Genomic DNA, 22,206 nt, shown 5'->3' with positions numbered 1-22,206 from the left:
GTGGCTTTCTGCATGGGTACTGCGCCGTACCTAGAGCACGCCACCAAGACGGCAAGTCAAAAGAGTACGGAGCAGTACTTTTCTTTTTGCACCACCCGGCCTAGGTGTGGTTTATGAGCAAGCAACCAGCACGCGACCGCATTATCCACACAGCACGCCGGCTGTTTTTCGAACACGGTTTCGAAAAAGTATCCACGGATCTGCTCGCACGCGAGGCGGCAGTGTCCAAAGCGTCAATCTACCGGCACTTTGAAAATATGGCCGATATCCTGCGCTGCGTGACCGAAGCCGAAGCCGTGAAATTCCGTGAGGTGACCCCGCCCAAAACCGAGACGATCTCGGAACTTCGCGAAGCTTTAGTCCAATACGGCACCAAGCTTTTGACGTTCCTGAACGCAGCCGACACGATGGAATTTGCACGTGTGATGCACGAAGAAGCACGCGACAATCCGCATATCGGACAGACCTTCTTTGATGCGGCCTACGGTCAGACACAAAGGGACTTTGCCCTGATGTTCCAATCGGCTCAAACTCAGGGCGCTTTGTCGGATGCGACTGACCCGATGGATATTGCCGAAGACCTGATAGGTTTGCTCGAAGGACTGGGGATGGTGCGCGTGCAATTGGGTGTCATCAAGGTGCCGTATACGAACATCGAAAAACGCACGACGCGCGCAGTGGCCACGATTTTACGCATGCACGAAGTAGCACCGTAAGCCTGCACGCAACAATGGATGGCCCCCCTGACCCAGATTTCAGGCAGCACCTTTAACCTGTTGGCCCAGATTGCGCAGAACAATACCAAAGACTGGTATGATGCGCATAGGGCCCGTATCAGATACGTATGTCTAGGCCTCTGGTAAATCGTCAATTCGGTGAGTGCGCTTAAGGAGATTACGTAAGGTCCGACATTGGTGCAGTTGCAGCGAATGGCCGGAAGGACGGGCCGCAACGCAGTATGGCAAGCCGTGGTCGACGACAGCAATGGGCCGCTCGTGTCGCCAGCCGAAGCTAAAATTGACCAGATGCTGCGTCGAATCCGAGGGCTGCTTTGGCGAAGGCAGCAGGAGGAAAGCGGCTCCAGTAGCCCTTAGCGGCGCATGAACGTACACGGTGAATTACTGGAACAACATCTTTGTGTTGCGAACATCAGGAATGCTCTTTTTCCACTACTACGCAGATTTTCGGAATTTGAATTCAGACGATTGTCTGTCCCGTTTTTGCCCAGTCAGTCATGAACGTATCGAGGCCGTTCTTGGTGAGCGTGTGTTCAGCAAGATCTTCGATAACGTTCGGGGGGATCGTACCGACGTCCGCGCCAGCGAGAGCTGCACCTGAGACGTGATTAGCATTGCGCAGGGACGCGGCAAGTATCTGGGTGTTGAGAGTGTCGTAATTGTTGAACATCGTGCGGATGTCTCGGATTAGCTGCATCCCATCGAGGTTGATGTCATCAAGACGGCCAACAAATGGTGAGACATAAGTCGCGCCGCATTTGGCGGCCAACAAGGCTTGATTGACTGAAAAGCAGAGCGTCACGTTGGTCTGGTGCCCGTCAGACGTCAGAGCCTTGCAGGCTTTCAAGCCATCGATGGTCAGCGGCAGTTTAATGCAGATGTTGTCAGCAATCTTAGCCAGAACGGCGGCCTCTTTCATCATGCCATCGTAATCAAGCGCGGTTACTTCGGCCGACACGGGCCCGGTGACCAATCCGCAGATTTCTTTGGTGACCTCCATAATGTCGCGTCCGCTCTTGGCGATGATGCTTGGATTGGTTGTCACGCCATCGATCAACCCGATGTCATTCAGGTGGCGGATGGCAGTGACGTCAGCGGTGTCGACGAAGAATTTCATGAGTTTATCCTGTACTATGATTTTGTGGCAGCGATGCGGGCCTGAGACATCGCTGCAATGTTTTCAGGGGTAAGGCCGAACTGTTCATACAGATGCTCGGCGCTGGCCGAAGCGCCAAAGGTAGGCACCCCAATCATGTTGTCCTCATGGCCAACATAGCGGCCCCAACCAAAGGGATTCGCCGCTTCAACGGCCAAACGTGGCGCTGCACCAAGGGTGGCATCGCGGTAGGCTTGGGGCTGAGCATCGAACAACTCCCAGCAGGGCAGAGATACTACCGCAGCAGACACACCATCCCTAGCCAACAACTCAGCGGCCGCCATAACAAGGCTGACTTCCGAGCCAGTGGCGATCAAAGTAATGTCGCGGGTGTCTACCTCTCGTAAGACATAGCCACCTTTTGCGGTGAGGTTTTCTGAACCGCCGGTCAGCCTGACTTGCGGTACGCTTTGGCGTGAGAATGTAAACAACGACGGTACGGATGGTCCGACGAGGGCGACTTCGTAGGCCTCCATGGTTTCAATCACATCGGCAGGGCGGAACACGTTTAACCCCGGGATCGCGCGGAGGCTGGCCAAGTGCTCAACGGGCTGATGAGTTGGGCCATCTTCGCCAAGGCCGATGCTATCGTGGGTCATGACATACAGCACCCTTGTACCCATCAGCGCAGACAGCCGGATCGCGTTGCGCATGTAGTCTGAGAACACGAGGAATGTGCCCCCGTAAGGTACAAAGCCGCCGTGCAATGCCAGGCCGTTCATTGCAGCTGCCATTGCGAATTCCCGGACGCCATAGTTGATGTAGCGGCCCGAGGATGTAGCGGTAAACGCTGTGTCTGTCGCAGCAGTCTTGGTCAGGTTGGAGCCCAACAGATCCGCAGAGCCGCCGATCAGTTCAGGCAATTGATGGGTCAACACGTCAAGCGCCATTTGGCTGGCTTTGCGCGTTGCGACAGAAGCTTGTGAGTCGATCCAGTCAGCCTTTGGGGCATTCGTGGAGGATGGGAACGTGCTTGGCCGACGCCCTTCTGCACGGCGATAGAACTCCGCTAATTCGGAGGCTGGCAAGCGCTCACTCCGCTTGATCCACGCCTGTCGCCCAGCAGAACCCCGTGAACCGATGGCCAACCATGCGTCACTAATATCTTGAGGGATGTCGAACGGGGCAGGGGGCAAGCCGAGCGCAGCCTTTGCGCCTGCCGCTTCTTCTGTTCCAAGTTTGGCGCCATGAATGCCCGACGTTCCGGCCTTTGTCGGGGCACCAAACCCGATTGTCGTACGGAACATAATAATGGTTGGTCGATCCGTTTCTTGCTTGGCGGCGGCCAATGCGTCGTCGATTTCGCCATGCGTGTGACCGCATGCTTCAAGGACATGCCAGCCCATTGCTTTGAACTTTGCAGCAGTATCATCGGTAAAAGAGAGATCTGTGCTGCCGTCGATCGTGATCGCATTCATGTCATATAGGACGTTCAAATGACCAAGCCTAAGGTGTCCGGCGAGCGATGCGGCCTCTTGACCGACTCCCTCCATCAAGCAACCATCACCGGCAAAAACCCATGTGCGGTGATGGCAAAGGTCTGCGCCAACTTCATCGCGCAGGCGTCGCTCTGCGAGGGCCATGCCAACCGCCGTAGCAAACCCCTGACCAAGCGGGCCAGTCGTGGTTTCAACACCCGGTGTATGCCCGACTTCAGGGTGACCTGGAGTCTTTGATCCTGCCTGTCGGAAGGCCTTGATATCGTCCAAGTCTACGCCCAGAACGCCTGTCAGATGGAGCAATGAGTACAACAAGATCGAAGCATGTCCGTTTGATAACACCACACGGTCGCGATCGGGCCACTCGGGGTTACTTGCATCAAACCGGAGGTGATTTGCGTACAGGACCGTGGCAAAGTCTGCCATCCCCATCGCCGCACCCGGGTGCCCGTGGCCAGCCGTTTCAACCGCGTCAATCGCAAGGCCGCGAAGCGTGCTGGCAAGCGTGGAAAAATCGGCCGTTTGGCCCGCCGTCATGGTCATCCTGATATCCTGTAAGTTTGGTTATGCGGTGACTGCGACAGGCGTGGCCGCCGGTGCTGCATCACCCTCGTAATGGGTGCAAAACATCGCGTAGCGTGCCGTGTGCATTTCTGTTGCGAATGGATTTGGTGAAATGGTGCGAGCAGCGCGGACCGCTAGCCCTTGAGAGATTGGAAAATCATTTCCGAGCGGCATCGCAGCAGCGATTGCAGCGCCCAGCAGGACAGGTTCGGGTGTCTCGGCAACGATCACATCACAGCCCGTAGCATCGGCATAGATCTGCACCAGCAGCGCAGATTGGGCATGGCCGCCGCTGAGATGTAATTTGTTAATCGGAACACCCTGCGCCCTCATGGTATCAATGATCTGGCGCGTGCCGTAAGCTATACTGGCGCAGGCGGCCCAATAGACCTTGAGAAAGGTCTCTTCCGGTGCCTCCAAGGTCAGCCCCATGATTGCGCCGCGCAGGTCGGGGTTGGCATAGGGAGAGCGGTTGCCGATAAAGTCAGGCAGGACCATAACGTCTTTACCCTGATCGGGGTCTGTTACCATGCGCTTCATCAGCGTATCGGAGATTGGGCCATGGGGTGCGTCCCCAAATGATTGCGCACCTGCAAACAGTGCTACGATCTGGTCAAGCATCGCGCCGGTCGCACTTTGCCCGCCTTCGAGGGCATAAAGCCCGTTTTGGACGGCCCCGTAGTAAGGGCCCCAGACACCTGATACTTCGATACGGTTTTTCGTAAGGGCGATATGGCAGTTTGAAGTACCCGCAATCAAGGCAAGGCGGGTTTCTGGCGCGTCGTCTGCAAACAGCCCAGACGTTCCCAGAGCGCCTGCGTGCGCATCAATTAATCCGACGGCCACGTGGCACTGCGTGGTCAGGCCAAGATCATCTGCTGCGGATTGCGTTAATGTGCCAAGATGTGCGCCAATCTCGCAAGCCGTGTCGGGCAAGGCGGCGCGCGCGCGCAGATCCGGCAGCCCGACTTGATCAAAGAACCGATCATCCCAGCATCCATTGTCGGCGTCGTAAGTCCATTTGCAGCCCACCGTGCAAATTGAGCGTTCGTTTTGGCCCGTGCAGCGCCACCCCAGATAATCGGCGAGATCAGCGGCATACCCCAGTTTATTCCAAAGCTCAGGCCGCTGGCGTTTGAGCCACATGAGTTTGGGTATCTGCATCTCGAGCGATATCGCGCCGCCAAGGTTGTTCAATACAGACGCGCCTGTCGCATTGCATATGCCAGCCTCCGCACTCGCGCGGTGGTCCATCCACATGATGATGTTCCAACCTTCGTCGCCTTCGCTGAGGGGCAAGGGTGCGTGGTTTTGATCCAGCAAGACGAGCGAGCAGGTCGCGCTGAACGACAGGCTGATCACCTCGTCGGGCGTAACATTTGCCTGCGCAATTGCACCTTTAGTAGCGGCGCAAATGGCTGACCATATATCGGTTGAGGATTGCTCGATATGGTTGGGCGCGGGGCGGTGGATGGCAATCGTCTGCTTTGCCGTACCCAGCAATGTTCCGTTTTGATCAAACACGCCGCAGCGCGCGCTGCCGGACCCCACATCAATTCCGAGTACATAGGTCATGTGAGGTCCTTTACGTCTTTGACTGGAACGGCGCGCGCAGGATCATGACAAGGATCAGAAAACCACCCCATGCTGCTGTCGCCAAGTGCTGGCTTGCGCCCATCAGGTTCATGCCGGATGCGATGACTTGCAGGCTGATCAGGCCGACGGCCAAGGGCAGCACGCGCCCAAAGCCGCCAAACGGGTTTGCGCCCGCCAGAAAACACGCGAGGATCGTAATGAGCAGATAGCTTTCGCCGTGGCCCACACGTACCGAATTAAAGCGCGCCAACATCAAAAAGCCCGCAAGCCCGGACAATGCACCAGACAGGCCATAAACCCAGACCAATACGCGGTTCACATCGATACCGGAAAATAGTGTCGCCTTGGGGTTCGAGCCAACCATATGGATCGAGAACCCAAGTTTAGTGAATTGCATGATGTAAAAACAAACCACGACGGCGGCGAGGAATATCCACATTGGATTGGGAACGCCAAGCAATGTGCCGTGGCCGATGGTTTCAAATACAGGGGGCATGCCGGAAATATCGCCGCCCCGGGTCAGTAACTCACCCAATCCACGCAAGAAAATCATCGCTCCCAGCGTCACAAGGATCGGATGCGCACCCACATAGGCGACCATTGCGCCGACGAGCATGCCCATGACCAAACCTGTCAAAAGGGCGACAATCAACGCGATGGGCAGGGCGAGACCGCCGTTTTCCAATAGGAACTTCTGAACGATGAAGGCAGCTGCCAATCCGCAGATGTTGGCCGTAAATGTCACGGCAAGGTTCAGGCCGCCCGCAATAATCGGAATAAACATTGCAAGGGTCAGCAATCCAAGTTCGGGCAGCTGAAACGCCATGGAGCGGAAAATGCCAACTGATAGGAAATTGGGGGCAATCGCTGCGAAAGACAGGACCGACAGAGCAAGGAATGCCACCATCGCGGTCAGTTCTATGCGGTCGCCTGACCAGCCTTGAAATAGCTTACGCATCTAGTGCGCCTCCCTTTGTGGATCTGCGTGTTTGGGGCAAAATACGGTCAAGGTTCGTGGCCGTGATGGCGCACAGGATGATGGCACCCACGATCATTTTGAACGCGAAGGGTGAAATCCCCAAAAGGTTCAGCCCGTTCTGGATCAACGCCAAGAGCATTACGCCCAATACTGCCCCGAGCACCGTGCCGCGCCCGCCGCCCAAAACTGCGCCGCCAAGAACAACAGCGGCGAGGATATCCAGCTCGCGACCATAAAGGGCGTTGGGCACGACCTCGCGTACGATATGGGCTTGCATCATACCGGCGATACCGGCGCAAAGTCCCAGCCAGCCATAGGCAAACCCTTGGATCAGCGCGACATTGATCCCAGAGCGGCGTGCAGCGTCGGGATTTGAGCCAAAGCCGTAAATCTGGCGGCCAAATCCTGTTCTAGAAAGGATAAGCCATGTCGCCACGACCATAACGAACATGACAAGCACAGGCAGGTATAGCGTGGCCGCGCCGCGCTCCAATTCAACGCTAAAGATCGAAACACGTGCGTAAAGCCAGTCAGGGATCGTGTAGATCGACCGTCCACGTGACAAATACATTAGTAAGCCAAAGAATATATTGAACGTCCCGATCGTGACGATGATCGAAACGATCCGAAATCGATGAATGAACAATGCGTTGATCAGACCCAAACTGATGCCCGTCGCGGCGGCCAACAGCAGGCCAATGGCCCAGTTTCCGCCGCCCATCGAAATAAGCAATGTCACAACAACGTACTGTACGACTGAAGCGGCAACCGAGAAGGAAATATCGATCCCTCCCGCCACAAGAACGACCACAAGACCTACCGCGAAGATGATGTTCACCGATTGGTTGTTGAGCAGGTCAAAGATGTTCTGAATGGATGCAAAACTGTCTGTTGTTAGGGTCAAAAGGACTGACAGGCAGATGATGAGAAATCCAAGAATACCCTCGGCAGATGCAAATACTTTACGCATTGATCATCTCCTCCAGCGCTTCTTCATTTACGGTTGCGGGTTTCAGGTCCTTGTGAACTTTGCCGCCCCGCAGGATCAAAACACGGTCCGTATGTGTGTGGATCTCGCTGGCCTCGTCGCTGATTAGAATGATGGCCATCCCTTTTGCGGCCAACTCCCGCACGATTTCAAAAATGCCTGCCTTGGCACCCACGTCCACGCCAACTGTGGGCGCATCGAGGATCAGAACTTTGGGATTAGTCGCGAGCCATTTGGCCAACACAATGCGTTGTTGGTTGCCGCCTGATAGTGACGACACAGGCAAGCGTGGGTCGCTGACCTTGGTCTTGAGCCGAGCGATCCAATCGATGCACAAAGCCCGAAGGCGTTTGGGCGAGAGGTAGAAGGAAGGTTTGGCAAGATCATCAAGAACTGTTGAAGCCGTGTTTTTGATAATGGACTGGCTTTGCACCAGACCAAGATTAAGGCGGTCTTCGGAAACATAGGCTATCCCCGCGGCAATCGCCGCGCGGCTGTTACGAAAGTTCACCGGTTTGCCGTCAATCAGGATTGCGCCTTGGTCGGCTTGCGTCATGCCAAACAGCGATAGCGCAATTTCCGTGCGGCCTGACCCCATGAGGCCCGTCAGTCCGAGGATTTCGCCGCGGCGGACCGAGAAGGAAATGTCGTCGTATTCCGCATCACGTGACAGGCCGCGTACTTCTATTGCAGTCTCGCCAAAGTTCTCAATGTCACGGGGGTGCTCATCCAGGTCCAGGCCGGTCATTAGTGTGGACAGCCGTTTCTGTGTCATTCCCTCGGTCGGGTAGGATCCGACGAAAGCACCATCGCGTAAGACTGTAACGCGTTCGCATACGTCGAGCACTTCGGCCAGACGGTGACTGACGAAAACAATCGAAATGCCGTCCCCCGAAAGCTTGCGCACGATGTCCAACAAAGTTTGAGTTTCTTTGCGGGTAAGGGAAGCTGTCGGTTCATCCATAAAGATGATCCGCGCATTGGCGTCCAGCACGCGACAAATGGCGACCAATTGCCGTTTGGCAATGCTGAGATCGCCCAATTTAGCATGCGGGTCCAGTTTGACCCCCAGTCGCGTAATGATCTGCGCGGCGCGGTCGGTTTTCGCCGCAGTACCGCGCGGCGCGAAAGGGGCGGCGATGAAGCTGTCAAATGTGATGTTTTCCGCCACTGTCAGGTCGGGAAATAGTGCAAGGTCTTGCCAAATCACGTGCACGCCATGTCGCTTTGCATCCGTCGGGGACACGCGCGCGGCAGGGGCGCTGTCATAAAAGCTGATCTGCGCGCCCGGCTCTGGCGTGTTCACCCCGTTGATCACTTTGATCAAGGTGCTTTTCCCAGATCCGTTTTCGCCGGCAAGGCAATGGACTTCACCCACTTTCAAATCAAAAGAAACATCCTCAAGCGCGACAAAGGCCCCAAATTTCTGGGTCACGTTTTGTGCGCGAAGTGCATAGTCCGGCATTGAAATGCTCCATGGCAAAGATATCGACCAGCCAAATTGGATGACTGAAACAGGCTTTGCAAAATTGTATAGTTTTTTGGCACGTCAGTGGGGCGCTTGTTGGTCAAGCGCCCCACGAGGCAGGCTTGGGAGAAACCTGTTAGATCAAAGGCCCATCTCTGCGAGGCCATCGACCGTATCTTTGCTGAGCGCGAGGGGCTTGTTGGCAAAGATATTGTTGCCTTGAAGTGCGATTTCGCCAAGCAGTGGAAGATCGGCCCCATCGGTAATTTCACCACCTTCAACAAGCATATTGCCAAGTTCGACGAAGACCTTGCCAGCCTCAAGTGGGCTCCAGACGAAACCACCTGTGATCGCACCGTCATGGACCAGCTGACGGCCCTGACCCGCAGAAAACAGCCCAACGACAGCAACTTCACCGGATAGACCGCGTTCCTCAACGGCGCGAGCTGCACCGATCGGGCCTTGGCTGCCGAATGCCAGAATGCCCGCCAGATCGGGGTTTGCACGCATCAAATCCAATGTCGTGTTGCGGCTGTCGTCGACGCTTTCTGCAACGCCAAACCGTTCAGCGACCTGGGTCATGTCGGGGCAGTTTTCTTCAAGGTATGCCACTGCTGCATCCGCCCATGCGTTATGGGCCGGAACAGTTAAACCGCCGACATAAACGGCATATCCGCCTTCACAACCTGTCGCTTCTTGGAATAACTGTGCATGAGCCACGCCCAGATCGTTTGAAGAAACGAGTTCAAAGTTAAAATCGTTGTTGATGGTGTCTGGCGATTCATGGGTAATCACCTTGATGCCTGCTGCACGTGCGCGCTCAAGAACTGGCTCAAGCACTTGAGCATCGTTCGGTACCACGCCGATGACATCAACACCGCGGGCGATGAGGTCTTCGATCGCGCGGACCTGCAGAGCAGGATCATCGCTGGTTGGGCCGACCATAAACGCGTTGATGCCCAGCTCTTCTGCGCGCTGTTCGATGCCTGCTTCCATCGCGTTAAACCACGGAATTCCACCGATTTTGACGACGACGCCGATGGTGGTTTCTGCCGAAACGGCAAGCGGGGCCGTCGTAAATAAAGCAACAGCCGCAGCTGCGCTCATTAATTTTGAAATGCCTTTCATGGCGTCCTCCCTGTAACCGACCTCCCGTCGGTTTATTGCACAATCGATCATGCATCAATGCACAATCGATTGTGCTACATTGTGCAATTGCCCATAAAGTGTCAATGTCTTTTAGAAACCTTTATGCGGATGCGGGCTTTGACAGATCAAAACACCAAGAAAACAACGATCTATGACCTCGCACAGTTGGCGGGGACGTCTGCTGGCACCGTCAGCGCTGTGTTGAACGGCAACTGGAAAAAGCGTCGAATCAGCGAGAAATTGGCGACCAAGGTGCGCAACCTTGCGGATGAACACGGCTATGCCCTCAACATGCAGGCGAGCACCTTGCGCAAAGAAAAATCGGGCATCATCGGCATGGTGGTCCCGATGTATGATAACCGCTATTTCAGCTCGATTGCACAGACGTTCGAACGCATGGCACGCGCGGCCGGGTATTTTCCAATCGTGACTTGTACACAGCGTGATCCCGAACTTGAGTTAACGGCTGCGCGCACAATGCTGGCCTATCAGGTAGAATATCTGATCTGCACGGGTGCCACCGATCCGGACAAAATCCATGATCTGTGCGCGCCAGCAGGTGTGCCGACCCTGAACTTGGACCTTCCCGGGAAAAAGGCATCTTCTGTCATTTCTGATAACTATGCGGGTGCATTCAAACTGACGAAGAAGATTTTGGCGGCGGCCCCGGAGCGATCACAAGGGTCGCTGTTTGTGGGTGGGCGCGAGGCGGATCACAACACCCAAGAAAGGATCAGAGGTTTTAGGGATGCGCATGCGGAGATTGGGATTACAGTTACAGAGGATCAAATTCTTGCTTGCGGATACGCATCGCAAAAAGCTGCTGCTGCTCTATCGAGGTTCCTGAAAGATGCCGCTGAGCCGCCTGCAACGATGTTTGTTAATTCGACAATTTCCCTCGAAGGAGTAGTTACCAGCCTTCGTGAAAATGACCTTGCGACACAGGATAAAATCGTTATCGGATGTTTTGACTGGGACCCGTTTGCAGAGCTATTGGGAGGGAATATTTTTATGGTGCGCCAAGATGTAGAGACAATGATGAACGCGTTATTTTCGATTATCCGAGAAGGCTCTGAAGCAGAGATTGTAACGATCGAAGTGCCTCCCGTTTTATAAGCGCGTCACGACGCTCTAATATCATCAAAAGGTAACCCGAATTTGAACCGTTTTTTAGAAAGCGGTCCTTGAGGGTTAAGTGACGAAGGATAGGTTTGTCCGCAGCGTCGCCAGTTAGGCCTCAGTCCCGATACTTACTCAGCAACATTGATCCGTTGGTGCCGCCGAACCCGAAGGAGTTTGTCATGACCGTATCAAGCCCTGCGTCGCCCTTGAATTCGGTCGCGATTTCGGCGGGGTCCAGCGCGGGGTCGAGGGTTTCGACGTTGATGCTTGGGATGATGTAGTCGCCTTGCAGCGCGAGCAGGCAATAGACGGCTTCTTGTGCGCCGGTGGCACCCTGAGAGTGGCCTGTCATGGATTTGGTTGAGGAGATGGGCGGTGTGGTGCCTTGTCCGAAGACGCGGCGCACGGCCTCAACCTCACCCACGTCACCGACCGGGGTCGATGTGCCGTGGGCGTTGATGTAGCTGATTTTACGGCCTTCTGGCAGGGTTTTCAGCGCGCCGCGCATGGCCCGCTCACCGCCTTCGCCTGATGGTGCGACCATATCGGCGCCGTCTGAAGTGGCCGCAAAGCCTGTGACTTCGGCGTAGATTTTTGCGCCGCGGGCCAATGCGCCATCGAGGGATTCAAGCACAACCATTGCGCCGCCGCCTGCGATCACGAAACCGTCGCGGTCTGCATCAAAGGCGCGCGACGCACGTTCGGGGGTGTCGTTGTATTTGCTGCTCATCGCGCCCATGGCGTCGAACAGGCACGACAGGGTCCAATCGAGTTCTTCGCCGCCGCCGCCGAACATGATGTCTTGTGTGCCAAGCGCGATTTGCTGGGCGGCCATGCCGATGCAGTGCAAGGACGTGGAACAGGCCGAGGTGATCGAGAAGTTCATGCCTTTGATTTTATACGCCGTCGCGAGGTTTGCGCTGACGGTGGAGGACATGGTTTTTGGCACCGCAAAAGGGCCAATGCGTTTGGTGGCGCCTGTGTTTTCGACCACCTTATGGGCGGCAAACATGGCAGACGTGGATGGCCCGCCGGACCCCGCGATGAGGCCTGTCATCGGGTTCACAACGTCGTCTTCGGACAGGCCCGCGTCTTCGATCGCCTGGCCCATGGCGATGTGGGCGTAGGCGGCACCGGGGCCCATGAAGCGCAGGGTGCGTTTGTCGACGTGTTCAGAAATGTCGATTTTCAGGGTGCCCGCGATCTGGGAACGAAAGCCGTGTTCGGCCATTTCCTCAGACGCGACAATACCGGATTTACCGGCCCGCAGGCTGGCATCCACTTCGGCTGCATTGTTCCCGATAGGGGAAACAATCCCCAGACCTGTGATGACGACACGACGCATAGCGGCTCCCTTGTTCCCTTTGGTTTAGATGTAGGGGAGGCAGGGCAGAGGGGCAAGTGTGGCGCCACATGCCGGTTCGAATTTAACCCGAGCGTGGTCGTGACCAAAGTTCTAAGCGATTACTGCACTGGATTGCGCCATGTCCAAATTGCGATCGCCACGCCAACCGCGACCGCCAATCCGATTATCCAGTTGCCTACGACGTTCCCACCATAGGTTTCGGCCAGCCTGTTGACGAAATCCGGCCCTATCGCAGGTGCGAACGGGCGAATTCCGTCTTGCATGTCCATTCCAGCCCTTAACCGGAGACCAACGAAAGCCATGTACCCGATTAATATAGACGCCGCGATAAGTTGTCCGTTGCGCGTCGTTCTTGGATCAGACATCTGGCTTAGCTCTCGCTCAGCGCGACTTTCATGTCTTTGACTTCATAGGCCAGTTCGCCGTCGACTTTGACGATGCCGTCGGCCACGCCCATCGTCAGGCGGCGGGTTTGGATCGCTTTGGTGAAGTCGATTTCATATGTCAGCAGTTTCGCATCAGGGCGCACCATGGCTTTGAGTTTGATTTCGCCAACACCGAGCGCATAGCCGCGCCCTGTCCAACCGCGCCAGCCGAGGTTGAAACCTGTCAGCTGCCACAAGCCATCAAGGCCCAAGCAGCCGGGCATGATCGGATTGCCGGGGAAGTGGCAATCGAAGAACCACAGATCCGGTTTGATGTCGAATTCCGCCAGCACGTGGCCCTTGCCGTGGGCCCCGCCGTCGCCGGAAATATCGGTGATACGGTCCATCATCAGCATGGGTGGTTCGGGAAGTTGGGCATTGCCCTCACCGAACAATTCGCCGCGGGCGCATTTGAGCAGGTCGTCGCGGTCAAAGCTGGATGGGAATTGGGTCATGGGCGCGGTCTTTCCTTTGGGGCATTGTGTGACCCGACTGCTACCATCACGGGCAGAACGAGGGCAAGGGGAGGGCGAGCTGCGACCTATTCGCATTTGAGATTGAATAATTGCAACGTTCCCCCATATTGTTGAACAAGCAAACGCAGGACTTTTCGATGACGGACGTGACATCACAGACCCAAACAGAGCGCGGCACCGATTGGCTGGCCGGTGCTGGATTGCGCCCGACCCGCCAGCGGGTTGCACTGGCGGGATTGCTGGTGGGCGATGGGCGTGACCGCCATGTCACCGCAGAAAGCCTGTTCGAGGCCGCGGCGCGCACCGCCGATAAGGTATCCCTTGCGACGGTTTATAATACGCTGCGTGCGTTTTGTGATGCGGGTTTGCTGCGTGAAATCACGGTGGACGGGTCGAAATCCTATTTCGATACCAACATGACCGACCATCCGCATTTTTACTGGGAAGACGAAAACCGTTTGTCTGATGCGCCCGCTGAACAGCTGGTGATCGCACAGGTGCCCCATGCGCCCGAGGGGGCCGAAATTGCGTCTGTTGATGTGGTGATCCGGCTGCGCCGCAGTTAATCGCGCGCGCTTCACCACCCGTTAAGACCTTTGCGGCCAAAGTGTGGCATGTCTTATCAAGCCCCCATCCCCCGCCCCGTTCCTTTGTCTACTCATGTGTCTGTCACGTTGCGATTGGCTGACGGAACCGATGATTTGTTGGTGCGCCATGTGCGCCTGCTGCGCGATTGTGTGGCCTTGTCGCAGCAACGATGGGGGTTCTCTATCGAAGCGGCGGTGGTTTTACCGAGCGAAGTCCAGCTGCTGTGCAATTTTCCTGATCCCGAATTTGGTGTGCGCGGGGCGATCCGCCTGATCACCAGTGCGTTCACCCGCCATGTTCCGGGGCATCATCGGGGCAATCATGCTGCGATTTGGGGTGATACGATTGAAATCACAGAAATCACCAATGCCATCGTTGCGATGCGCACGGCCTTTATTGAAGACGCCCCGGTGCGGGCCGGTTTGGTAAAGCAGGCGCAGGATTGGCCGTATAGTTCTGCCAACAACACAACGGCGCAGGCATCGGGTATGGGCGTGGCAGTGGCCTGACGTGTTACGTTAGAACCACTGGCCGGGTTCCATCAGCCCCAGATCCAGCAATTGTTGGGAATGCCATTCAAACGGGATGGAGTTGTGCCATTTGAACGTGTCGATTTCAAAGGTAGACCCCGGGTTGCGTTTGAGGGCTTTGGCGGTGCGGAACGAACAGACCGCCGCCGTCAGGTTATGGTGCCACGGGCAGGCATAGGTGTTGTATTCAGCGTCATTGAAGGTGTGATCGCTGTTAAACACGAGGCCGGGTTTGTTGCGAAACAGTGAAACGCGATCAATGCGGCGGCGCGGTACTGGAATGTGTTCTTCGAACCGCCACCGCAAGCCACCAAAGAAATCCAACTGGCGATCCAGATCATTGTTCCAGCGGTCTTTGCGGGCCAGTGCGTAATATCCGGTTTTATCCAGATGCGCGTCTTCGATGCATACGGCGTTGGTGTTGACCCACAGATCACCCGTATACAGATCAATCACATAAGACAGGATCGTGTCGCGGCGTTCTTCGACGTTGAACGCGATCATTTCGCCCACGGTGCGGTGTTCGCAGAACGGGTAAAACAGGAATTCCGAGTTGAAGCAGTAATAGATCCAGATGTCGCCCGTGGCTTTCATGACCGCGTTGACGGCTGTTTCCAGCGCGCCTTCGGCCAGCATGTTGTAGCTAACGCGGATGATCTGATCCTGCACGTCTTCGGCGATTGTAAATTCGGGCATCGCGAAAACGACGGTATGTTTGAAGCCAAGCGCGAGGTGATGGCGGAGTGTTGCATCCAGCTCGACCTCGTCCTCCGCGAAAATCAGCGCGACGGGGCCTTTTTTGAACGCGGGCGCGCCGTCTTTTAGGAACGCGTGAAGGTCGGTGTGGTGGATCATTTTTATGCTCTGCCTGATTGGGGCCAATGTCAGGGAAATCGCACTTCATTGCAAGCGCGGTTGGGCTGGGTTAAATGGCGGGCATATCCCATCAGAAAGCTGCCCCAATGTCCGCGCCAAAGAAGCTGTTTATCAAAACCTATGGCTGTCAGATGAACGTTTATGACAGTGAGCGCATGGCCGAGAGCCTTGGCACACAAGGCTATGAAACCACCGATGTGGCGGCGGATGCAGATATGATCCTGCTGAACACCTGCCACATCCGCGAAAAGGCGGCGGAAAAGATTTATTCCGAATTGGGCCGCATGAAGGGGCTGAAGGCCGCCAAGCCGGACCTGAAGATTGGTGTGGCGGGCTGCGTCGCACAGGCCGAGGGCGCGGAAATCATGAAACGCCAGCCGATGGTTGATCTGGTTGTTGGCCCGCAAAGCTATCACCGCTTGCCCGCGATGGAGGATGCTGTTGCGCGCGGTGAAAAGGCGCTGGACACGGATTTCCCCGAGGATGACAAGTTCGACACGTTGAAATCGCGCCCAAAGGCAAAGCGCGGGCCGACAGCGTTTTTGACCGTGCAAGAGGGCTGCGACAAGTTTTGCGCGTTCTGCGTGGTGCCCTACACCCGTGGCGCCGAAGTGAGCCGCCCCGCAGACCGGATTATCCGCGAAGCCCAAGAACTGGTTGAGGCGGGCGTGCGTGAAATCACACTGCTGGGCCAGAATGTGAATGCGTACCACGGGCACGACGGCGGTTTAGCGGGGCTGATCTGGGCGCTGGATAAGGTCGACGGATTGGAACGTATCCGGTTCACCACCAGCCACCCCAACGACATGGATGATGCGCTGATCGACGCGCATGGCACTTGCGATAAATTGATGCCCTATCTGCATCTGCCCGTTCAATCGGGGTCTGACAAAATCCTCAAGGCGATGAACCGCAAGCACACGCGCGATCAGTATTTCAAACTGATGGAACGGATTCGCGGCGCGCGCCCTGATCTGTTGCTTTCGGGTGATTTTATCGTCGGTTTCCCCGGTGAGACCGAGGAAGATTTCGAGGATACGATGGATCTGGTGCGCACCGTGCGCTACGGGCAGGCCTATTCTTTCAAATATTCAACACGGCCCGGCACCCCCGCCGCAGAGCGTGAACAGCTGGATGAGGACGTGAAACTGGAACGTCTGCACCGCCTTCAAGCGCTTTTGGGGGAACAGCAACGTGAAATCCAGGACGAGATGATCGGGCGCACCGTGAAGGTGTTGTTTGAAAAGAAGGGCCGCGAAACGGGGCAGATGATCGGGAAATCCGAATACCTGCACGCGGTCTTTGCGGACACCACCGATGTCCAGATCGGCGATTTGCGCGATGTTCGCATCGTCAAATCCGAGAGAAATTCCCTTGGCGGGGAAATTTGCTAGGCTTGGACTGCGCCTGAACTTTAGCCGTTAACCGCTTGACGATTGTGGGCAATATGAGTTGTCCACAGCGTGATTCAGGCGTTTTGCCTCATTTTGTTGCGAAAACAGCCACAATATCTGGTGTTTTATCCTTCCAATATGCCTAAAGTTTGCTAATCATAGGCAGATAATGTGACGTAAGGTCTTATGGGGGGCACCCAGAGTGTCCAGTGTTTGGGACAGACAGAGGAAGAGGCTGTGGCAACAATGAAAATGAAAATGGGCAAGACAGTGCTGACGGGGCTTGCTGCCGCGTTCACGGGTGCGTTTATGATGGCGACACCTGCGGCTGCACAACAGACAATCACTGGTCAGAGCTATGAGCCGACAATCTGGGTTGACCCGGACGGCTGTACGCACTGGGTGATGGATGACGGTTTTGAGGGCTACATGTCCCCACGTCGTAACCGCGATGGATCCCCGATCTGCATGCGGTCCGAAATTTGCGGTGTGATCCCGACGGATACACTGTTTGAAAACGACGAGCCTTGGATTTCCAATTCCGACAAGCAGCGTTTGATGGCGTTTTTCCAGCAGGCCAATGCGTTTGGTTTCCTGATCTATGGCCACACAGACAGCAACGCGTCTGACGAATACAACATGAACCTGTCCAACCGCCGCGCACAGATGGTCGCTGGTATTGCACAGGATGCGGGCACCCGCGTTGTTGACGTACGCGGCTTTGGTGAGCGTCGCCCACGGGCCGACAACCACACACATGCTGGCCGTGCGGAAAACCGTCGCGTCGAAATCTACTGCATTCGCTGAGGAGCATAAAAGATGAACGTACTTAAAATCACTGCTCTTCTGGGTCTGGGCCTTTCGGTTTCGGGTTGTGGCGAAGCACTGCTGACCACATTCAACGTCGAGGGTGGCAACCGCACAGGTGCGGAGCGTTTCGTAGACGCCGGCCGCGATGAGAAAAGCCTGACACAGCTGGTTGCCGGTATCTGGGTTGACCCGAACGGGTGTGACCACTGGATCATCGATGACGGCATCGAAGGTTACCTGTCCGAGCGTCTGACGCCGGATGGGCGCCCTGTGTGTTCCGGTGTTGCACCGCCATCCACAGCTGTTGGCCCGTTCAACGAAGGCACGAGCATTCCTGATCCGCTGTAATAGCAGGCATCTTGAAACGCTTTTAGGGGCCGCAGAGAAATCTGTGGCCCCTTTTGTTATCAATTCTGTGGCATTGTCATGTGATGGCTTGCGCCCTACGTGTGTTGTTGCCACGATCACGATAAACCCCAAACCGTTCGGAGAGTTGATTGGCCACCAGCACACAGCCCCCAACCGCCTATGAAAAAGATGCGCCGCCCGTGGTGCTCGAATTTCCTGATAATTTCTTGTTGATCGATTTGTGCGGCGAACATGACCGCAATCTCGCAGATGTTGAATTGAAGCTGGGCGTGCAAGTGGTGCGGCGCGGCAACCAATTGTCGATCCACGGTGAACCGGAGGCGTCGCGCGAAGCGGGCGAGGTTCTGACCGCGCTTTATGAACGCCTCGAAGCTGGGCGCGCCGTTGAACCAGGTGACATTGACCGAGAAGTGCGCATGGGCGCATCCGAAAAGGGCACGGGCACCCCATTGGGCGATCAGATGGATCTTGGCGTTGGGGACCGCGTTGAAATCAAGACCCGCAAAAAGATGGTTGAACCGCGCACCGAAGCGCAAAAGGCCTATGTGAAATCCCTGTTCAAGAATGAATTGGCGTTCGGCATCGGCCCTGCGGGGACGGGCAAAACCTATCTGGCCGTCGCCGTTGGGGTGAACCTATTTATCGGCGGGCATGTGGAAAAGATCATCCTCAGCCGCCCGGCCGTCGAAGCAGGCGAAAAGCTGGGGTATTTGCCCGGTGACATGAAAGACAAAGTCGATCCGTATATGCAGCCGCTTTATGATGCGCTGAACGATTTTCTGCCGCAAAAACAGGTGGAAAAGCTGATCGAGGAAAAGAAGATCGAAATTGCGCCGCTGGCGTTTATGCGCGGGCGTACGCTCAGCCGTGCCTTTGTCGTGTTGGACGAAGCGCAGAACGCCACAACGATGCAGATGAAGATGTTCCTCACCCGTCTGGGCGAAGGATCGCGCATGGTGATTACGGGCGATCGCACCCAGATCGATTTGCCGCGCGGTGTATCGTCCGGCCTGCGTGACGCGGAACGCCTGCTGAACAAAATCCCGAAGATCGACTTCAACTACTTCACGTCCAAAGATGTCGTGCGCCACCCGCTGGTTGCAGCCATTATCGAAGCCTACGAAGCCGATGACCCGAAATAGAGCAGCCGTTCCTTTTCTTTGGTTCATAAATATCCCGGGGGTGCGGGGGCTGGCCCCCGCTGCCTGCGCATGAGCGTCACGCTCGATATCCTCGTGGAAGACGATCGTTGGGATCTTGATGCCATTGCCCTGCGCGCTGTGGATGCCGCGTTGATCGGCGCGGGGCTTGAACCATCCACCTTCGAGGTCAGCATTCTGGCCTGTGATGACACCCGCATTGCGGCGCTCAACGCGGATTTTCGCCAAAAGGGTACGGCGACGAATGTGTTGTCTTGGCCGTCCGACGAACGCGGCGCGATAGCGGACGGTGAAATGCCGATCCCGCCGCGCCTGCCGATGGACGCTGAATTGGGCGATATTGCCATTTCTTATGACACCTGCGCACGCGAGGCGGGGGCGGCGGGCAAACCGTTTGACCATCACGTGACCCATTTGATCGTGCACGGGACGCTTCATTTGCTGGGTTTTGACCACGTCCGGGACGGCGACGGCGCGCTAATGGAGGGGATAGAGACAGAAATACTTGGCAAACTGGACATCCCTGACCCATATTCGTAAGGACAGCTTCTTTGGGTGCGCATTGTGCGGCCCGTTTTGAAAACAGGACTCCATGGGCGACACCACAGACGGATCTTCTAACGCGGCGCAAAGCGCGCAAGACGACCCCCCGCAAAGCACGACCGACCGCGGCTTTTTCAACCGGATTGTCGAGGCGCTGAGCCCTTCGACCACCCCGACAGATGAACCTGCCACCGTCGGTTATATGCCCCCCGCTGAAACACGTGGCATGATCAATCTGCGTCGCAAGCGCGTCGAAGATGTGATGATCCCCAAGGCGGATATTGTCGCCGTTCCTGTCACCATCAACCGCGCCGATCTGGTGCAGGTGTTCCGGGACAGCGGGCTGACGCGCCTGCCGGCCTTTGACGGGACGCTGGACACCCCGCTGGGGTTTGTGAACCTCAAGGATTTTGCACTGATCCATGGGTTCAACGGAAAATCCAAGGCGTTCAATCTGCGTGATCTGGTGCGCGAGCTGTTGTTTGTCCCGCCGTCCATGCCGCTGGGTGTGTTGTTGCAAAAGATGCAGGCGGAACGGATCCACATGGCGCTGGTCATTGATGAATATGGTGGCACGGACGGGCTGGTCACGATCGAGGATTTGATCGAACAGGTCGTGGGTGAGATCGAGGACGAACATGACACCGACGAAGCGGTGCTATGGACGCTTGAAAAACCGGGCGTTTACATGGTCGAATCCAAGGCCCCCCTTGAGGAGTTCGAAGCCGAGATCGGAACGCCGCTGACCGAACACGAAGAGATTGACGAAGAGGAAATCGACACGCTGGGGGGGTTGGTCTTTATGCTGGCGGGCCATGTTCCGGCGCGCGGTGAGGTGATCCGGCATCCCGAAGGCCCGGAATTCGAGGTGGTCGAGGCTGACCCGCGCCGCATCAAGCGTTTGCGCGTGCGCCTTACGGGCACAACGAGTGGCTAGGTTTAGCCTGCGCACTCCGGCGGGGTCTGTGCCGTTCTGGATCAAGGTTGCGCGCGTTATCGCCCCGGTTTTGTTGGGGTTGTTTTTGGCCCGCGCCCATGACGACACGATTTTTGGCCCGTTTCACATTCTGATCGGTTTGATCCTGATCTTGATGTTGATGCCGCTGGACCGCCCCAAAAAGATGGCGTTGTTTGGCTGGCTGGTGGGGCTTGGGTATTTCGGCTGGACGCTGCGCTGGATCGTTGAACCTTTTTTGGTGGACGTTGCGCGCCATGGCTGGATGGCCCCGTTTGCGATTGCATTGATGGCGGGGGGGCTGGCGCTGTTTTGGGCCGCTGCATTTGGTGTGGCGCGGCGTATTGGCGGCCAATCGGGCGCGGTTTTGTGGATGCCTGTCACTTTGACGGCGGCGGAACTGGCGCGCGGCCATGTGTTCAGCGGGTTTCCCTGGGGCATTCCATCTTATGCGCTGGTGGGGACGGGGGCAGATGTCTGGCTGGCCTGGGTCGGATCATACGGCGCGTTGTTTGTCTTAAGCGTGGTGGCGGTGGCTGTTGTGTATGGCCTGACGCGGGGCTGGTTGATCGCCGCGCCTGTGATTGGGGCTGTGGTGCTGGTCACGATGTCACTGGTGGGACTTACGCCGTTAGCGTCCGCGACGACCGGGCAGACGGTGCGCCTGATCCAGCCCAACGCGCCCCAGCATCAAAAATGGGATCGCGACTGGATGCCCGTTTTCTTTGATCGTGCAATCGCGCAAACGGGCGCGGGTGACGCTGTGGATGTGGTGATCTGGCCAGAAACGTCTGTTCCGGCTGTGTTGGATTATGCTGATCCGTGGTTGGAACAAATGTCGCTTGCCGCGCGCGGTGCGCCTGTTGTGGCGGGCATTCAGCGGCGCGATCAGGGGGAATATTTCAATTCCGCGATTTTGATCGAAGGGCCGAGCACGGTCGCCGCGATTTCGGACAAGGCGCATCTGGTGCCGTTCGGGGAATATATCCCGCTGGCGTGGCTGCTGGAACCGCTTGGTCTGGGCACGCTGGTTGAACAGGTTGCGGGGTTCAGTCCCGGAACGGGTGACGGGCTGATGGAGGTTGACGGGCTTGGCACTGCGCGGGTGCTGATTTGTTATGAGGGGATTTTCCCCGAAGACATGCAGCGCGGTGAAGTGCGTGCCGACATTTTGTTGATCATCACCAATGATGCATGGTTCGGCAATAATGCAGGGCCGCGCCAGCATTTGGTGCAGGCGCAGGCCCGCGCGATTGAACAGGGTTTGCCCGTGGTGCGCGCCGCCAATACCGGCATTTCTGCGGTGATTGATGCGCGGGGTCGCATTGTCGCCAGTCTGGCCCTGAACACGGCGGGATACCTTGATGCGATGGTGCCCGCGCCGCTGCCACCGACCCTTTATGCGCGGATCGGGGATTGGCCATTGGTAGTGTTGCTTATCGTCGCACTTGCAGCGGGCGTTGCGCAGGCGCGCCGCAATAAGATTGACGCTGGCACATCGCGCGGTTAGGCGGGG

At 56.6% G+C, this 22,206-nt stretch carries 22 protein-coding genes; 11 read left to right on the top strand and 11 right to left on the bottom strand.

Going from position 1 to position 22,206, the window contains the following annotated elements; genetic code table 11:
* The first annotated feature begins 113 nt into the window (after positions 1–113).
* Positions 114–716 (top strand): TetR/AcrR family transcriptional regulator, encoded by a 603-nt coding sequence (locus L0664_RS07190; protein WP_235224974.1) that lies wholly within the window; start codon positions 114–116, stop codon positions 714–716.
* Positions 717–1,197: 481 nt separating this feature from the next.
* Here the strand turns inward: L0664_RS07190 and fsa are convergent, their stop codons facing one another.
* The 7 genes from fsa to L0664_RS07155 form a co-directional block, all read right to left on the bottom strand.
* Positions 1,198–1,854 carry a fructose-6-phosphate aldolase gene (fsa, locus tag L0664_RS07185; protein ID WP_235224973.1) on the bottom strand — a complete coding sequence of 219 codons (657 nt, stop codon included), beginning with the start codon at positions 1,852–1,854 and terminating at the stop codon, positions 1,198–1,200.
* A 14-nt stretch (positions 1,855–1,868) separates the two neighbouring features.
* The gene (tkt, locus tag L0664_RS07180; RefSeq protein ID WP_235224972.1) at positions 1,869–3,875 is read right to left on the bottom strand and encodes a transketolase; all 2,007 of its coding nucleotides are present in this window, start codon (positions 3,873–3,875) and stop codon (positions 1,869–1,871) included.
* Positions 3,876–3,896: 21 nt separating this feature from the next.
* Positions 3,897–5,471 carry an FGGY-family carbohydrate kinase gene (locus tag L0664_RS07175; protein ID WP_235224971.1) on the bottom strand — a complete coding sequence of 525 codons (1,575 nt, stop codon included), beginning with the start codon at positions 5,469–5,471 and terminating at the stop codon, positions 3,897–3,899.
* A gap of 10 nt (positions 5,472–5,481) precedes the next feature.
* Positions 5,482–6,450: an ABC transporter permease gene (locus L0664_RS07170; protein WP_235224970.1), complete on the bottom strand. Its 969-nt coding sequence runs from the start codon at positions 6,448–6,450 to the stop codon at positions 5,482–5,484.
* A complete protein-coding gene (locus L0664_RS07165) occupies positions 6,443–7,441 on the bottom strand; it encodes an ABC transporter permease (RefSeq protein ID WP_235224969.1) in 999 nt (332 codons plus the stop codon). The genes L0664_RS07170 and L0664_RS07165 overlap by 8 nt, the downstream gene beginning before the upstream one ends.
* Positions 7,434–8,894 (bottom strand): sugar ABC transporter ATP-binding protein, encoded by a 1,461-nt coding sequence (locus L0664_RS07160; protein WP_235224968.1) that lies wholly within the window; start codon positions 8,892–8,894, stop codon positions 7,434–7,436. The genes L0664_RS07165 and L0664_RS07160 overlap by 8 nt, the downstream gene beginning before the upstream one ends.
* A 174-nt stretch (positions 8,895–9,068) precedes the next feature.
* Positions 9,069–10,034 (bottom strand): substrate-binding domain-containing protein, encoded by a 966-nt coding sequence (locus L0664_RS07155; RefSeq protein WP_235224967.1) that lies wholly within the window; start codon positions 10,032–10,034, stop codon positions 9,069–9,071.
* A gap of 78 nt (positions 10,035–10,112) precedes the next feature.
* Here L0664_RS07155 and L0664_RS07150 point away from each other — a divergent pair, with 78 nt between their 5' ends.
* Entirely contained in the window at positions 10,113–11,192 is a 1,080-nt protein-coding gene (locus tag L0664_RS07150) for a LacI family DNA-binding transcriptional regulator (RefSeq protein ID WP_235224966.1), read from the top strand.
* Between the two features lie 121 nt (positions 11,193–11,313).
* On the opposite strand, the gene L0664_RS07145 is transcribed toward L0664_RS07150, so the two are convergent.
* The 3 genes from L0664_RS07145 to fabA all read right to left on the bottom strand — a co-directional run bounded on the left by L0664_RS07145 (position 11,314) and on the right by fabA (position 13,444).
* Positions 11,314–12,543 carry a beta-ketoacyl synthase N-terminal-like domain-containing protein gene (locus tag L0664_RS07145; protein ID WP_235224965.1) on the bottom strand — a complete coding sequence of 410 codons (1,230 nt, stop codon included), beginning with the start codon at positions 12,541–12,543 and terminating at the stop codon, positions 11,314–11,316.
* A 119-nt stretch (positions 12,544–12,662) separates the two neighbouring features.
* Entirely contained in the window at positions 12,663–12,833 is a 171-nt protein-coding gene (locus tag L0664_RS07140) for a hypothetical protein (protein WP_235224964.1), read from the bottom strand.
* Between the two features lie 101 nt (positions 12,834–12,934).
* Positions 12,935–13,444 carry a bifunctional 3-hydroxydecanoyl-ACP dehydratase/trans-2-decenoyl-ACP isomerase gene (gene fabA / locus L0664_RS07135; RefSeq protein ID WP_235224963.1) on the bottom strand — a complete coding sequence of 170 codons (510 nt, stop codon included), beginning with the start codon at positions 13,442–13,444 and terminating at the stop codon, positions 12,935–12,937.
* 158 nt (positions 13,445–13,602) lie between these two features.
* Here fabA and irrA point away from each other — a divergent pair, with 158 nt between their 5' ends.
* Both irrA and L0664_RS07125 read left to right on the top strand, forming a co-directional pair.
* Entirely contained in the window at positions 13,603–14,031 is a 429-nt protein-coding gene (gene irrA, locus L0664_RS07130; protein WP_235224962.1) for an iron response transcriptional regulator IrrA, read from the top strand.
* 48 nt (positions 14,032–14,079) lie between these two features.
* Positions 14,080–14,562 (top strand): hypothetical protein, encoded by a 483-nt coding sequence (locus L0664_RS07125; protein WP_235224961.1) that lies wholly within the window; start codon positions 14,080–14,082, stop codon positions 14,560–14,562.
* A gap of 9 nt (positions 14,563–14,571) precedes the next feature.
* Here L0664_RS07125 and L0664_RS07120 read toward each other — a convergent pair whose 3' ends face one another.
* A complete protein-coding gene (locus tag L0664_RS07120) occupies positions 14,572–15,435 on the bottom strand; it encodes a hypothetical protein (protein WP_418888031.1) in 864 nt (287 codons plus the stop codon).
* A gap of 110 nt (positions 15,436–15,545) precedes the next feature.
* Between L0664_RS07120 and miaB the strand changes: the two genes are divergently transcribed.
* From miaB to lnt, 7 genes are all read left to right on the top strand, one after another.
* Positions 15,546–16,853: a tRNA (N6-isopentenyl adenosine(37)-C2)-methylthiotransferase MiaB gene (gene miaB / locus L0664_RS07115; RefSeq protein ID WP_235224959.1), complete on the top strand. Its 1,308-nt coding sequence runs from the start codon at positions 15,546–15,548 to the stop codon at positions 16,851–16,853.
* Positions 16,854–17,099: 246 nt separating this feature from the next.
* Positions 17,100–17,660, top strand: a complete 561-nt coding sequence (locus L0664_RS07110; RefSeq protein ID WP_235226156.1) for an OmpA family protein — start codon at positions 17,100–17,102, stop codon at positions 17,658–17,660.
* A gap of 12 nt (positions 17,661–17,672) precedes the next feature.
* The gene (locus tag L0664_RS07105) at positions 17,673–18,011 is read left to right on the top strand and encodes a hypothetical protein (RefSeq protein WP_235224958.1); all 339 of its coding nucleotides are present in this window, start codon (positions 17,673–17,675) and stop codon (positions 18,009–18,011) included.
* A 149-nt stretch (positions 18,012–18,160) separates the two neighbouring features.
* Positions 18,161–19,174, top strand: a complete 1,014-nt coding sequence (locus L0664_RS07100) for a PhoH family protein (protein WP_235224957.1) — start codon at positions 18,161–18,163, stop codon at positions 19,172–19,174.
* Between the two features lie 69 nt (positions 19,175–19,243).
* On the top strand, positions 19,244–19,732 hold the full coding sequence (gene ybeY / locus L0664_RS07095) for an rRNA maturation RNase YbeY (RefSeq protein ID WP_235224956.1): 489 nt from the start codon (positions 19,244–19,246) through the stop codon (positions 19,730–19,732).
* A gap of 52 nt (positions 19,733–19,784) precedes the next feature.
* Positions 19,785–20,672 carry a hemolysin family protein gene (locus tag L0664_RS07090; RefSeq protein WP_235224955.1) on the top strand — a complete coding sequence of 296 codons (888 nt, stop codon included), beginning with the start codon at positions 19,785–19,787 and terminating at the stop codon, positions 20,670–20,672.
* Entirely contained in the window at positions 20,665–22,200 is a 1,536-nt protein-coding gene (gene lnt, locus L0664_RS07085) for an apolipoprotein N-acyltransferase (RefSeq protein WP_235224954.1), read from the top strand. The genes L0664_RS07090 and lnt overlap by 8 nt, the downstream gene beginning before the upstream one ends.
* Positions 22,201–22,206: the final 6 nt, after the last annotated feature.

Origin of the sequence: Octadecabacter dasysiphoniae (assembly GCF_021532615.1) — a bacterium.
In the GTDB taxonomy this organism is placed as follows: domain Bacteria; phylum Pseudomonadota; class Alphaproteobacteria; order Rhodobacterales; family Rhodobacteraceae; genus Octadecabacter; species Octadecabacter dasysiphoniae.
The sequence above is the reverse complement of the archived record's forward strand: the minus strand, read 5'-3'. Positions and strand labels throughout refer to the sequence as shown.

Excerpts from the sequence above, each read along its gene's own strand:
- L0664_RS07175 (WP_235224971.1), bottom strand. The coding sequence starts at position 5,471 with ATGACCTATGTACTCGGAATTGATGTGGGGTCCGGCAGCGCGCGCTGC.
- L0664_RS07145 (WP_235224965.1), bottom strand. The coding sequence starts at position 12,543 with ATGCGTCGTGTCGTCATCACAGGTCTGGGGATTGTTTCCCCTATCGGG.
- L0664_RS07125 (WP_235224961.1), top strand. The coding sequence starts at position 14,080 with ATGTCTTATCAAGCCCCCATCCCCCGCCCCGTTCCTTTGTCTACTCAT.
- fabA (WP_235224963.1), bottom strand. The coding sequence starts at position 13,444 with ATGACCCAATTCCCATCCAGCTTTGACCGCGACGACCTGCTCAAATGC.
- L0664_RS07110 (WP_235226156.1), top strand. The coding sequence starts at position 17,100 with ATGAAAATGAAAATGGGCAAGACAGTGCTGACGGGGCTTGCTGCCGCG.
- L0664_RS07170 (WP_235224970.1), bottom strand. The coding sequence starts at position 6,450 with ATGCGTAAGCTATTTCAAGGCTGGTCAGGCGACCGCATAGAACTGACC.
- L0664_RS07150 (WP_235224966.1), top strand. The coding sequence starts at position 10,113 with ATGCACAATCGATTGTGCTACATTGTGCAATTGCCCATAAAGTGTCAA.
- miaB (WP_235224959.1), top strand. The coding sequence starts at position 15,546 with ATGTCCGCGCCAAAGAAGCTGTTTATCAAAACCTATGGCTGTCAGATG.
- L0664_RS07090 (WP_235224955.1), top strand. The coding sequence starts at position 19,785 with ATGGGCGACACCACAGACGGATCTTCTAACGCGGCGCAAAGCGCGCAA.
- L0664_RS07105 (WP_235224958.1), top strand. The coding sequence starts at position 17,673 with ATGAACGTACTTAAAATCACTGCTCTTCTGGGTCTGGGCCTTTCGGTT.
- fsa (WP_235224973.1), bottom strand. The coding sequence starts at position 1,854 with ATGAAATTCTTCGTCGACACCGCTGACGTCACTGCCATCCGCCACCTG.
- L0664_RS07155 (WP_235224967.1), bottom strand. The coding sequence starts at position 10,034 with ATGAGCGCAGCTGCGGCTGTTGCTTTATTTACGACGGCCCCGCTTGCC.
- L0664_RS07190 (WP_235224974.1), top strand. The coding sequence starts at position 114 with ATGAGCAAGCAACCAGCACGCGACCGCATTATCCACACAGCACGCCGG.
- ybeY (WP_235224956.1), top strand. The coding sequence starts at position 19,244 with ATGAGCGTCACGCTCGATATCCTCGTGGAAGACGATCGTTGGGATCTT.
- L0664_RS07165 (WP_235224969.1), bottom strand. The coding sequence starts at position 7,441 with ATGCGTAAAGTATTTGCATCTGCCGAGGGTATTCTTGGATTTCTCATC.
- irrA (WP_235224962.1), top strand. The coding sequence starts at position 13,603 with ATGACGGACGTGACATCACAGACCCAAACAGAGCGCGGCACCGATTGG.
- L0664_RS07140 (WP_235224964.1), bottom strand. The coding sequence starts at position 12,833 with ATGGACATGCAAGACGGAATTCGCCCGTTCGCACCTGCGATAGGGCCG.
- tkt (WP_235224972.1), bottom strand. The coding sequence starts at position 3,875 with ATGACCATGACGGCGGGCCAAACGGCCGATTTTTCCACGCTTGCCAGC.